The sequence below is a fragment of the Oceanirhabdus seepicola genome (assembly GCF_023684385.1).
Taxonomy (GTDB): Bacteria; Bacillota; Clostridia; order Clostridiales; family Clostridiaceae; genus Oceanirhabdus; species Oceanirhabdus seepicola.
This window is the reverse complement of sequence record NZ_JAGSOJ010000002.1, coordinates 926,869-940,394: the sequence shown is the minus strand read 5'-3', so window position 1 is coordinate 940,394 and position 13,526 is coordinate 926,869. Positions and strand designations below refer to the sequence as shown.

The following is a 13,526-nucleotide window of genomic DNA, read 5'->3' as shown; positions in this document are numbered from 1 at the left end:
CCTTATATATCCCCATATTAATAGTTATAAACTCTATTGCATTCATTAATTTCTCTTTCCCCTACGAGTCTTTGATATTCTATTGTTTCTATTCCAAATCCCCTTAATAATCCAATATTTTTTTGGTTACTATCAAAATGAAAAAGTGTAACTTTATATCCATTATCTTTTAAATTTATTAATGAATTTTTTAGCTCATCATCAACCTTTATAGTTATTACACCTATCCATCCTCTAAAAGGCACCTTATTGATTTTATTGTTAATAAATTCATAGAATTCTTCTTCCCCATCAGATTTTGTATTTTTAAAAAACTCTGCTGTCTCATCAAAAACCGTTTTATCTACTAAATAAAACTCCTTATCTTCCATTGAATTTATCGATATGCTACAACGTATTTCTCTTTTCAAAAAGCTATACATTAAAGACATTGAAAAATCAACCATCCCCTCCTCTTCATCCAAATTTTCCATATTTTCCTTGTTCATATTTATAAACAGAAAAACTTCATTTCCTTCAATTTTTTCATAATTCTTCACCAATAAGGTGTCATATTTCGCACTTGCTTTCCAATGGATTCTTTTAATATCATCCCCAGGCATATATTTCCTAATATCTTTTACTAAGTTCCTATCCTCAACTCCATTTTTACTCAATATATATGCATCTAAATATTTGGATCTAGTATTTATTTCTTCAAATATGTGATAAATTGCTGGATATACATGAATTTCCCCTTCATTTAATTCTTTCTTATTTACTTTAAAAATTCCAAAAGGATCTGAAATCTCATACTCTGTTTCCCCTATTTTATATACCCCTCTATATTTAAAAGCTACTTCTTGCCTAATTCTCTTCGTACCATTCTCCCCAAGAAAAAGTCGCAACTCTTTATTAGCTCCATCAACAGCTTCAAATTGAAAACACTTCATTAATACATTTATCACAGGTGTTATTGTATCACTACAAACCATCTGATTTATTATGATTTTTTCATTAATCACTGTCTTTTTTATATTAAGATCCCAAAAACAAGATAAATTTTTCTTAGTATGATATACATACCACAAAGAAAATATTACAATTGCCCCCATTGTATAGAATACAGAATAAGGTAGTTCTCCTCCCATAAAATACGCAAAAATAAACATTATCAAAGTTCCGATAAGAAATTTAATATTAACCCTCTCTCTATTTTTCTCTACATACATTCCTCTCATAACGGCTCCTTATATTAAATAATTTTTGGTGCTACAGTTCTATCTAATATTTTTTTTATTACCGTTCTAGCAGTGAGTCCATTAGCCTTTGCTGATGGAGAAATCAATATTCTATGCGCTAACACTTCATACACATGTTTTTTTACATCATCAGTAGTTACATAATCTCTTCCTTCAATAAAAGCATTAGCACTGGCTATTTTCATAAGATATAACGCAGCTCTTGTACTAGCTCCCATAATAACAGCTTCATCACTACGTGAATTCGAAACTATTCTGACTATATATTCAAAAATCTCATCTTTCACTTTAACTTTTTTAACCATCTCTTGCATTTCAATCAACTTATCCTTAGAACAAACCACTCCAATTTCTTCAATTGGATTTCTTTCCTTATAATCCTTCAATATTTGAACCTCATATCCTTGTGTAGGATAGCCCATTGATATTTTCATTATAAATCTGTCAAGTTGTGCTTCAGGCAATCTATATGTGCCTTCATTGTCAATAGGATTCTGAGTTGCAATAACAAGAAACGGTTCATTTAACTCATATGTTTTCCCACCTTCAGAAACCTGTTTTTCTTCCATAGCTTCCAACAAAGCAGCTTGCGTCTTTGGCGAGGTTCTGTTTATTTCATCTCCTAATAATAAATTAGTAAAAATAGGACCTTTTCTAAATTCGAATTCTCTTGTTTTTTGATTATAAATTGATATTCCTGTTATATCAGAAGGCAGTAAATCAGGTGTAAATTGTACTCTGTTAAAATCTAATCCAAAACTTTTAGAGATAGCTTTAACTAACATAGTTTTTCCCACACCGGGTGTATCCTCTATGAGAATATGTCCATTACACAACATCCCTAACATAACTTTCTCAATTACATCATTCTTACCAATTATAACTTTTCCAATATTGTTTATAACTTCTTCAATCAATTCCCTTTTAGCCATATTGCTTCTCCTCCCATTTTTTCTTTTATTATTATATTTTACCATATTATACATCTTACGAGCAAATTTCATTCATTATTCTGAATATTTTACAAAATAAAAAAAACACCCTACAAGGGTGTTGAGTTTGTTGACAAAGTTACAATATATTGTTTTCACTCTGTTTTCTGTCTTTAGAGTGTTTTTATATACTAGAGCTTGCCGTTTGACTTTCATCTTCTTTTATCTTTGTTCCAATCTTAGTCTCACCATTAACCACTTGGTATCTATCTTTTGATATAAATTCCTTATTAATAAGTTTTCCATCTTGTCTAAATTCTCTATACACCTCAACTATATAACCAGTTATCGGCCTCTTAACAACCACTTCTTCTCCTACATATAACGTTGGATCTTCAATTTTTTTCACAGTTGGCTCTAGAACCTCTACAACTTTACTCACCATTACATATTCTCCATTCTTAATTGAAGAATTTGAATACACATTTATAAAAATCTCTTTATTTTTTGTATATCCTTCTATGAAAATAGGATAATCCAATGTATTTACAAATTTGTAGTCCAAGTAATCCCACGCTACAGTAGCATCTTGTCCTAATTCAGAATAACTAGAAGGTAATGTATGATTCATTCTTTCTACAAATCCAAGCCCCATCTTCATTACTGCATGATACAATGTCGTTGATACTTGGCATATTCCTCCACCAATACCATCCACAAGTTCATTATTGATTATAACCTTTGACGTTTGATAACCTCTTTCAGCTGTTCTCTCACCAACTACCTCATTAAAACTAAATTGCTCTCCAGGCATAAGAAGTACATTATTTAAACTTTTTGTTGCTATTGCTACATTAGCAGATCTTCCAGAACCAGATGTTTTAAAACTAGTTTTTGCTTCTGCTACCTTAGTATTTATACCCTTTAGAACTGTTTCTCTAATTTCCGGATTTTTAGTTATAACTGGAGCTTCTATGGTAATCTTATCTTCGTTAAAATTCGCATTTATATTAGCTATTACATTTTCTTTTAATTTCACATGATCAAGTTCTTTTCCTATCTGCTCAGGACTAACAAAGAATTCTCCACTCTTCGCCATTGTTATTTTAGAATTTACCGGTTCCTGATCAAATTTACTCTTCATTTTTGAAATAATCTCATCAATTACACTCTCGTCATAATCAAATTCCATTTCCAAGTTTATATCATTATTATTATTTCTTATTTTAAATTTTTCGAAAAGAGAAAGAGTTTTTCCAAAAGACATTGCTTTTTCAACAGTTTTATCTATATTAAATTTTGCCTTTAACTCTTCATATGTTAACAAATACTCTTTATCTTCTGCTTTAATCGTCAACTCTTTTTTCAAAATTTTATTTTCAAAAGCATCAACCAGTTTACTTCTAGCTTCATCAGCAGTTAAGCCACTCAAATCCACATCCATTACCGAAATACCACTATAAATTTTATCATCCCATTCTTGCGTTTGGAAATACATATAACTTCCAAAAGAAGTTCCACCTAACACAATTAACAATAACATTATTATAAAACTCTTTTTTTTCAATCAATCCACCACCTATTAAATATTAAGATGACATCCTCTTATACTTCATGTTAAAATAAACTAAACAAAAAGGAGGTTTAAATATAAATATGAATATAAACAACGAAAAACTACATACGTATTTAAAAGATATTTTAACATTACCTAGCCCTACTGGTTATACACACAAGGTAATAGATTATATCTCAAAAGAACTTGATTCTTTAGGTATCACTTATAAAAAAACTAACAAAGGTGCACTTATCGCAACTATCCAAGGTAATGATTTGGATAACGGTATAACATTTTCTGCTCATGTTGACACATTAGGAGCAATGGTTAAAAGTATTAATTCATCAGGAACACTTGAAATCACTCCTCTTGGAGGATACATGATGAATTCTATAGAAGGCGAAAATTGTACTATAGAAACAGTTGAAGGAGAAACTTTCACTGGAACTATTCAAACTGTAAAACCTTCTGTTCACATAAGCGGTAATGATGCCCGTGAACTTAAAAGAATTCCTGAAAACATGGAAGTAGTTATTGATGAAAAAATATTTTCTAAAGAAGATACCGAAAAACTAGGCATCTCAATTGGCGATTTCATTTGCTTTGATAGTAGAACAATTATAACTAAATCTGGTTTTGTAAAATCCAGACATCTTGACGATAAAGCAAGCATTGCAATTCTACTTTATAGCATGTATCACTTAAAAAGCAATAATATAATTCCTCAAAGAACAATTAACTTCTTTATTAGCAATTATGAAGAAGTTGGACATGGTTCCTCAGCTGCTATTCCTGAGAATACAAAGGAATTCATTGCAGTAGATATGGGTTGTCCTGGTCCAAATCAAAATTCTACAGAATATCATTGTTGCATTTGTGCTAAAGACTCTTCTGGACCATATGATTTAGATCTTAGAAAAACTTTAGTCAATATATGCAAAGACAATAATGTTCCTTACAAGCTGGATATTTATCCATACTATGGTTCTGATGCTTCAGCAGCACTAAGAGCTGGTTGGGACATCCGAACAGCACTAATCGGTCCTGGAGTATTTGCTTCACATGGATATGAAAGAACTCATATGGATTCAATCCACGCCACTCTTCAACTGATTATAGAATATTCTCAAAAATAATTAACAAAGTTAATAAGTTAATTATAAAATACTTATTTTTATAATAGGTTACGAAAACATTACAACTATACAAATTCAATGGTGAGTCGAAAGACTCACCATTAATTTCCAAACTATTTCTTAAAAGTTAATTTTATTACTTGTTTTTTATTTCCATCAGTATCTCTCATTATACTAATATTATCTCTAACAACATATATACACTCATTATCATTACTCCATAGATTTTCTCCATATTTGTACGTTCCTATGAGTTCTTCATCATTTTTAACAATTAATTCATTTTCAGTTAGAGGAATTTCTTTATTTTCTTCAAAATTATATACAACTAATGAAGAATAAGTCTTGATTTTTTCTCCCTCTTCCTTCTCTTGAACTATTTTCACATAACTTAGATATTTTCCATCTGGTGACCAAGCAATATTTTCCCCTTGTAAAGTCTTTTCTTCTTTTTCTGTTTCAATATCTTTAATTACTATGTCATTGTTAATTTCAAATGCTAATTTATCATATGTATTGTTTACTGATATACTATTAGCTTCTACTACAAGTAACTTTTCATTCTTTGAAGAAATATTTAATTTAGATAATTGATATGTTTTATTTTCTTGGTCTCCTAATAAACCTTTATACAATAAAACTTCACTATCATTTACTTTTTTAATTCCTATTAATTGATAATTATCTTCCTGAGTAAAAATCAACTCTTCTAAATCTTCATTTTTAATAAAAACTTTATTATCTTGTATGATAACTTCTTCATCTTCTGTTGTTGATAAAGTTCCACAATACAAATCTAAATTCTTTTCTTCACCATAAGAAACTAGCATCGTATCCTTTTCTTTTTCTTCAGACGATGAATTTGGTGAAGTATAATGTATACCCTCCTGATTTTTAATCACATCATTATGATTTTCATCTATATTAAGTTTTGGATTTTCTACTTTTTCACTATTATCAGGTACCGTTGCAACAACATTATTATTACTTTCATCAGGTTGATTATCAAACTTTTCTTTTACTCTTTCCACATCTTCAGGATTATTTTCAGTTGTAGGTTTTTCATCTACCACCTTATCATCACCGTTAATGTTATTACTTTTAGTATCTTTATCTGCATGAGCATCTTCATTTCCCGAATTTATTGCCACTTCTTTTACATCATTATCAATTTCATCTTCAACACTAGGATTGTTACTTTTGTCAGCTGACGCAGCTTTACTTTTATCAGATACAGCTAATACTTCTAATTGAACCACCTCTATATCTTTAGGATTATCCACCTTAGCAAACCCCAGACCACCTACTCCAACTCTAAAACCAATTAACCCAACAATTGCAAAACTAGAAGCAATCTTTAAGTATTTTCTGTAAAACTTAATATCCTTAGATTTATTAACATTTTCTCCACTTGTCTTCGCATTAAAGTCAATAATATTATTATTTTCAAAGCTTGAATTATTTTTCATGATATTAGCCTTAAGTTTTGCTTTAAAATCTAGATCAATTTCTATTGACTCAGCATCTGCTTCAAGCATTTTCTCAATATCAAACTTTTCTGCGTTCATTTATCACACCTCCTGTACTAGTATCGTATATCTTCCTTATCTTTTTAATAGTCCTTGATATTACTGATTTCACCGTATTCTCCGGGGTATTTATTGCAGAAGCTATTTCTCTATATTTTAATCCACCATAATATCTCAAATAAATCATTTCCCTGGTTTCCCTTGGCAAATCATCAATTATGCTCCTGATAGGTTTAAATTCGTCCTTCACAAGAACGTCTTCATATCCCGACTCTTCACTTCCTCTATCAAGAAATTCTTCTATAGGGATTATCTTACTATTTTTTCTATAAAAATCTATTATAGCGTTATGTGCAATTTTGAATACCCAATTTTTGCTTTCTTCTACAGTTATGATTTTATCTTTATGTTTATATATGTTGGTAAATACATTTGATATGATATCTTCAGCATTCCACTTGTCTTTCACTGCAGCAAATATGTACCTATACACCCCACTATAATAAGTATCATATAATTTTTCAAACAACATATCCGAATTCATTGTCATTCAATGTACCTCCTGAACTTGTACTTTTTTCCTCAAGTTCTACTTAATATACGTTTAGTTAAAATATTTAGTTGCATATTTATAGTATATTTTTTTTAGAATTTGAGTTTCTTTCTTAAAATAGCTTACTATGTAACAAACTGCTTGTCCATGGTAAGCTAAAGGAACTACATGAAAAAATATCTTATATTTCATGTATCTTATAAAACAAATAAACTTAGCTCTACTCACTATAAAGCTAAGTTTGTATTTATTATGCTTGCGCACTTCTTTTTAATTTCTTTTTCCAAGAAGAAGATAATACTTCTTCAACTACATCATTCACAATAACAATACCACAAAGTCTTTCTGCCTCATCAACAATAGGCAATGTGTTCATGCTATATTTTATCACTAATTCAACAGCAACGTCAATGGAATCTGTATCCTTGGCAATTTTTATATCCTTATTCATTATTTCTTTTATATTGCATTCCTTAGATGATAAAAGCAACTCCCTAAGAGATACTTCACCAAGTAATCTGCCATTTTCATCTATGATAAAAATAAAATAACACACTTCCTCTTCCGGATTACTTCCTTTAAGTATTTCTATAACTTCACTGACTTTTAAATCCATATTAAATGCAATAAAATCTTTGTTCATTATACTTCCAATAACATCGTCTTCGTATCTCATTAAAGATCTTACTTCTTCCTGATCTTCTTTTTCAAACCCCATAAGTATTTCTTCTGCTGTTTCCTCATCTACTTCTTCTAGAATGTCTGCAATCTCATCATTAGGCATTATTTCTAATATTTCCTGAGCTTTTACATCGTCAATATTTTTTAATATGTCAACTTGAATTTCAGGTTCAATTTCTTCAAGTATATCAGATGCTAAATCAATATCTAAATTTTCTAATATTCTATTTCTATAATCAGAATCCAAGTCTTCTAATATATCTGCCAAATCAGCAGGGTGCAAATTTTTCAATTTGTCATAGGCATATGCTACTTTAAGACCGCCCTCCCCTATTTCTAGCGATTCAACACTATCCCATAATACTATATTATCTTTTTTGTTCTCTGAAAATAACTTGTAAATCCAAGAATATAGCTTTCTAACCTTTTTTCCTCTTACTTTTGAATCTATTCCTGATTCAACAGCAAGAACCCTAATTTCTCCTGCTATGATTGCTAAACTTAAATCATCAACATGAACCACTTTCTTTCCATTTAAATCTACAATCTTTCTATTTAATAAATTTTTAGATAGTAAATATGTGTAACTTCTTGGAATAATCTCTCTTACACCCTTTATTTTTATCTCAATTTTATCCACTGTTCCATAAAAATCAATACTCTTAAATTCACAATTTACAACTTCACGTTCATTTTTAATTTTATATCCAATTGCCCTTGGATATCCCTCATCAGTTGAAACATATATGTCTATTAAGTACCCAATTACCTCATCAAACTCATCATAAACCTTCTTATTGAGTATAGACTTCAAGTGAAAATTTGTTAACTTATTCATTTCCATTCCTCCTATCCCCAGGAGGAACAGTTCTATTTTCCCATTAATTCATAATTAAAAACACTAGTATTTAAAGCAAATATTTTTAATTATAAATTAATGAATTGACTAATTCCTCCATATTAAATTGTCTTTACATATAACCCATTCAGGACCAGCGTCCATAAAACTCACCTCGTCAAAAAATACATATAGTTATTTCACCATATGTATTTATAGTATGATATATCTTCTAATACTTTCATTATATTATAAATTCATTTATATGTAACGGAATTTTTTAAATTATTTTTAATTTAATTTGAATAGGCGAATCTTTTTTGTTAAGATAAATGGTATTGGAGGTATAGACCATGAAAAAACGCGAAGATTTTCTTCCTATAAATAAAGAAGATTTAATAAAAAGAAATATAGATCAATTAGATTTTATAATTGTTACAGGTGATGCATATGTTGATCATCCATCTTTTGGTACAGCAATAATATCAAGAGTTCTTGAATCACAAGGTTTTACAGTGGGTATAATCGCTCAGCCTGATTGGAGCGATAAAAAAGATTTTATGAAGTTAGGTAAACCTAAACATGCTTTCCTTGTTAATTCAGGAAACATCGATTCAATGGTTAATCATTATTCAGTCAACAAAATTCGCCGTAAAAATGATTTATATTCACCTAATGGCGAACGTGGTCACAGACCAGATAGAGCAATTATTGTTTACTGCAATAAGCTAAGGGAATGTTTTAAAAGCGAAGTTCCTATTATAATAGGTGGAATCGAAGGTAGTTTAAGAAGATTTGCTCATTATGATTATTGGTCTAACAAGGTTAGACGTAGCATACTATTAGATTCAAAAGCTGATATGTTACTTTATGGTATGGGCGAAAAAACGGTAATTGAGTTATCAAACCTTTTATCATATGGTAAATCTATAAAAGATATAACAGATGTTAGAGGGACAGTATTACTTAAAAATTCCCTAGACTCTTTAGAATATAGTCATATAGAGGTACCCTCTTATGAAGAATGCGCTGATGACAAAAATAAATATGCTGAAAGCTTTAAATTAGAGTATTACGAACAGGACGCCATAAAAGGCAGAGCTGTTGTTCAAAAACATGGTGACAGATATATAATTCAGAATCCCCCTCAATTCCCGCTAACAGTTGAAGAGATGGATTTTGTATATTCACTACCTTATGCACGTGATTATCATCCAGTTTATGAATCAATGGGTGGAATACCTGCTATTAAGGAAATTAATTTTTCAATTACCAGCCATAGAGGATGTTTTGGTGGATGTTCATTCTGTGCGCTTACTTTCCATCAAGGAAGAGTTATTCAAAAAAGAAGTGAAAAATCCATCATACTTGAAGCTGATTTAATAACCACTGATGAAAATTTCAAAGGGTATATTCATGATATCGGAGGCCCTACAGCTAACTTCAGAAATGTAGCATGTAATAAACAGGTAACTGAAGGAGTATGTACAAAGAAACAATGTCTCTTCCCTAAACCTTGTAAAAACTTGATTATTGATCACAGTGAATATCTTAATATACTTAGAGAAGTAAGAAGTCACCCTAAGATTAAAAAAGTTTTTGTGCGCTCTGGAATAAGATATGATTATTTGATTCATGATAAAAACACAAAATTCTTTGATGAACTTTGTGAGCATCATATAAGCGGTCAACTTAAGGTTGCACCTGAACACATAAGCGATAAAGTTTTATGTCATATGGGCAAACCAGGTAAAGCTGTATATGAAAAATTTAGAGATAAATATGTTAAGATAAACAAAAAATTAGGTAGCAAGCAATACCTTGTGCCTTATCTAATGTCTAGTCACCCTGGTAGTGACATTAATTCTGCTATTGAACTAGCTGAATTTGTTAGAGATATGGGTCACATTCCTGAGCAGGTTCAAGATTTTTATCCTACTCCTGGTAGTCTTTCAACAGTAATGTACTACACAGGTATAGATCCATTTACAGGTAAAAGTCTTTTTGTTCCAAAGACGGATAAAGATAAGAAAACACAACGTGCCCTTTTACAGTATAACAATCCTAAAAATCATGAGTTGGTTAAAGAAGCTCTATTAAAAGCAGGTCGTTATGATTTAATCGGTAATGGTCCTAAATGTTTAATTAAGGAACACCCTACCTTTAAAAAGAAAAGTACTTCGAAAAAAAATTCTTCGAAGTACGTTGGAAAAGGCAAAAGCAGCAAAAAGAAATTTTAAAAGAAGTTGAGAGTGGTGAGTTGAGAGTTGAGAACGATTGACATTTCACTCTGTGAAATTTAAAATTTATTATTCCAAAGACAATAGGGTTTTACTCGTTTCATCTTAGATAAAACATTGTAATTTAAATACAATATTTTATCTAAAGATAGAATAAGTAAAACCCTATTGTTCTAAAGAACAACACAATGTAGGTTCTGACTTTTGGTCAGAACCATCTATCGTTCTCCACTCTCCACTTTCAACTCTCAACTAATCTTTTATAAGGGTTTTCCTCTAAGAGTTAACCCTTTGTTTATGCAACTAATTTCCAAAGGAAAATCTGGTCCTTTTTCTCCATCAATATCAGTTACAATTCCTTCTTCACACTCAATAAACAAGTTATCACATTTGAAGTAAGTTAACCCTTCAATATTTTCTTCTAAATGCTCTCCTTTTATAAGTCTGTAACAAATAGTTAAAATTTGAGTTACTCTAGTTGCTCTAAACACAAGTACATCTAATTTTCCATCATCAAGTTCGGCTTTATATGCTAAATTTATATTTCCAGCAGTCTTCCCATTTAACACCAAGAGCAGATATATATAATCATCAAACTCCCCTTTATCCCACTTTAGTTTTACCTTCAATTTTCTAAGATTCGGTATTTCTTCTATACCTTTAATATAATAAGCCAGCTTTCCTATTGTATTCTTAATATTAGTATCTGTTTTTTGGGAAACATCAGTGAATAACCCCATACTTGCAACGTTAACAAAATATTGATTATTAGCTTTCCCAACATCCACCTTAAATTCAGTCCCATCAATCACTTGTTTGCATGCTTTAACAATATCCAAAGGTATATCTAAAAATTTAGCAAAATCATTTGCAGTTCCAGTTGGTATTATTCCGATAGGTAAATCAATATTACTTTTTTTCATAGCATTAACTACAATATCTATGGATCCATCTCCTCCTGAAACCAAGATATATTCGTACTTTTCATCAATAGTCTGAAAGTAATTTTGTAATTCTTCTGTTCTCTCAATTCTCTTTATATGTACTGTGTATCCATTTTTTTCGTGTAGTTCAATAATCTTATCTAAATAGTTTAAAATAATTCTTTCACCTGAAAAAGGATTATAAACAAATAATATCTTCTTCATAATAACATTCGCCCCTAATCTCCTATTTTTTTATCTTAATTTCTAAATTTTAGTTCTTCATTAATTTCTATCATTATGTTTTGTGCATCAATTTTTGCCCTAACGGCTTCTGATTTAATCTTAGTATAATTAATATAAGTATAACACACTTTATCTAATGTTTTTATTATTTCATCAATTATCGCGCCTAATTCTTCGGCCCTTTTAAGTGCGTCTTTTACATTACCTTTATCTGCAAAAGTTATTCTACTTATTTCATCCGCACCTCCAATCAGGGACCTATATGATCCAACCAATTTTGTCAATATGTCCACCAAATTGTTTAAATCTTGAAAGTAAGACTCTATTACTTTTCTCTGAGTCAAAGTATATCACCTAACTTATGTTCATTAATTATTTGCTTAATAATACCTTCTTAAGGCATCTTTAAATAAATAACTAGTCAATATGCTAGTATATTTGACTTGTTATTTATTTTCATACACCTAAATAAAAATTTTCATTCTTAATTAATATATATTGAGATTATCAATATAAAGAACAGAGATTAAAGAATAAAGAACAAATATGGATGTTTTTCTTCCCCATTTATTCTCTGTTCTTTGCTCTTTGTTCTTTTTGTTTTAAATGTTCCTAAGGCAAATAATAATATGCTAATGTTATTATTATATAAGTTGAAATCAATATTATTCCTTCAAACCAATAAGTTTTTCCATCTTGAAAGACAAAGTATGATATTCCAACTGCTGCACCTATCATAATTACATGGAACACTGAAAAAAATAAGGTTAAGTTTATGCCTATAAATACTGATACAATCACCATAATTGGTGTTACAAATAATGCCATCTGTATACTTGAGCCTATGGCAGTCTCTAAACTCAAATTAACTTTGTTCCTTAATGCACCCATTATTGCAGATGTATTCTCACCGATATTCCCTAATAATGGTATTAGTATTATTCCCATAAACCCTTCAGAAATATTATAACTCTCCACAACAATCTTTAAATTACCAATTAATTTCTCACTTACAAAATACAAAGAAATTGAAATTAAGAACAATTTTATAATCATCTTTAATATATTACCCTTAGGGCTTTTTTCTATTTGTTCACCATCTTCACTTAGAACGAAATTATTCCTGTGTGTTATCAATGAAAACACTAGTCCTAGAAGGTATACTCCAAGCATAACCATTGCAACTTGTGTACTTATCGATTGCTCAATATTTAGAGATATATTTCCATACCCCTTTAATGCAGCTAATATACCTAAAAAAATCATAGCCATAAATAACATGTTAAAATTTGTTCTAGCAATAATTTTATTAAATCGTTGCTCTTTATATTTTACTCCTCCTAGTACTACAGCAATTCCAAGTCCTAATAACATATTGCTAATAATAGATCCCATTAAGGCCCCACGTGCCATATGGATCATACCGTAACGTAATGCCCAGATACCCATAATTAGTTCTGGAAGATTTCCTAGTGTAGCCCCTATCAACCCTCCAATCTTATATCCTAACATATCAGAAAGATTATTAGTACTTTTCCCTAGTAAAAATGCAAGGACTATAATAAGTATGGAATAAAATATAACTCCAGTGATATTTTGAATACTTAAAAAAATTAAACTCATAATAATTCATCTCATAAAATATTACT

At 30.0% G+C, this 13,526-nt stretch carries 11 protein-coding genes; 2 read left to right on the top strand and 9 right to left on the bottom strand.

The window, feature by feature from the left end:
• Positions 1-17 precede the first annotated feature (17 nt).
• The 3 genes from KDK92_RS11695 to KDK92_RS11685 form a co-directional block, all read right to left on the bottom strand.
• A complete protein-coding gene (locus tag KDK92_RS11695) occupies positions 18-1,220 on the bottom strand; it encodes a DUF58 domain-containing protein (protein ID WP_250859439.1) in 1,203 nt (400 codons plus the stop codon).
• A gap of 14 nt (positions 1,221-1,234) precedes the next feature.
• The gene (locus KDK92_RS11690) at positions 1,235-2,173 is read right to left on the bottom strand and encodes an AAA family ATPase (RefSeq protein WP_250859438.1); all 939 of its coding nucleotides are present in this window, start codon (positions 2,171-2,173) and stop codon (positions 1,235-1,237) included.
• A gap of 184 nt (positions 2,174-2,357) precedes the next feature.
• Positions 2,358-3,740, bottom strand: a complete 1,383-nt coding sequence (locus KDK92_RS11685; protein WP_250859437.1) for a VanW family protein — start codon at positions 3,738-3,740, stop codon at positions 2,358-2,360.
• Positions 3,741-3,829: 89 nt separating this feature from the next.
• Here KDK92_RS11685 and KDK92_RS11680 point away from each other — a divergent pair, with 89 nt between their 5' ends.
• On the top strand, positions 3,830-4,867 hold the full coding sequence (locus KDK92_RS11680) for a M42 family metallopeptidase (protein ID WP_250859436.1): 1,038 nt from the start codon (positions 3,830-3,832) through the stop codon (positions 4,865-4,867).
• 113 nt (positions 4,868-4,980) lie between these two features.
• On the opposite strand, the gene KDK92_RS11675 is transcribed toward KDK92_RS11680, so the two are convergent.
• From KDK92_RS11675 to KDK92_RS11665, 3 genes are all read right to left on the bottom strand, one after another.
• Positions 4,981-6,435: a hypothetical protein gene (locus KDK92_RS11675; protein WP_250859435.1), complete on the bottom strand. Its 1,455-nt coding sequence runs from the start codon at positions 6,433-6,435 to the stop codon at positions 4,981-4,983.
• Positions 6,416-6,946 carry an RNA polymerase sigma factor gene (locus tag KDK92_RS11670; protein ID WP_250859434.1) on the bottom strand — a complete coding sequence of 177 codons (531 nt, stop codon included), beginning with the start codon at positions 6,944-6,946 and terminating at the stop codon, positions 6,416-6,418. Before KDK92_RS11670 ends, KDK92_RS11675 begins: the two co-directional genes overlap by 20 nt.
• A gap of 253 nt (positions 6,947-7,199) precedes the next feature.
• Entirely contained in the window at positions 7,200-8,468 is a 1,269-nt protein-coding gene (locus KDK92_RS11665; RefSeq protein WP_250859433.1) for a magnesium transporter MgtE N-terminal domain-containing protein, read from the bottom strand.
• A gap of 353 nt (positions 8,469-8,821) precedes the next feature.
• Between KDK92_RS11665 and KDK92_RS11660 the strand changes: the two genes are divergently transcribed.
• On the top strand, positions 8,822-10,708 hold the full coding sequence (locus KDK92_RS11660) for a YgiQ family radical SAM protein (RefSeq protein WP_250859432.1): 1,887 nt from the start codon (positions 8,822-8,824) through the stop codon (positions 10,706-10,708).
• Between the two features lie 260 nt (positions 10,709-10,968).
• Here the strand turns inward: KDK92_RS11660 and KDK92_RS11655 are convergent, their stop codons facing one another.
• From KDK92_RS11655 to cax, 3 genes are all read right to left on the bottom strand, one after another.
• The gene (locus tag KDK92_RS11655; protein WP_250859431.1) at positions 10,969-11,856 is read right to left on the bottom strand and encodes a YegS/Rv2252/BmrU family lipid kinase; all 888 of its coding nucleotides are present in this window, start codon (positions 11,854-11,856) and stop codon (positions 10,969-10,971) included.
• Between the two features lie 35 nt (positions 11,857-11,891).
• Positions 11,892-12,170: a hypothetical protein gene (locus KDK92_RS11650; RefSeq protein ID WP_250859430.1), complete on the bottom strand. Its 279-nt coding sequence runs from the start codon at positions 12,168-12,170 to the stop codon at positions 11,892-11,894.
• 319 nt (positions 12,171-12,489) lie between these two features.
• On the bottom strand, positions 12,490-13,500 hold the full coding sequence (cax, locus tag KDK92_RS11645) for a calcium/proton exchanger (RefSeq protein WP_250859429.1): 1,011 nt from the start codon (positions 13,498-13,500) through the stop codon (positions 12,490-12,492).
• Positions 13,501-13,526 lie beyond the last annotated feature (26 nt).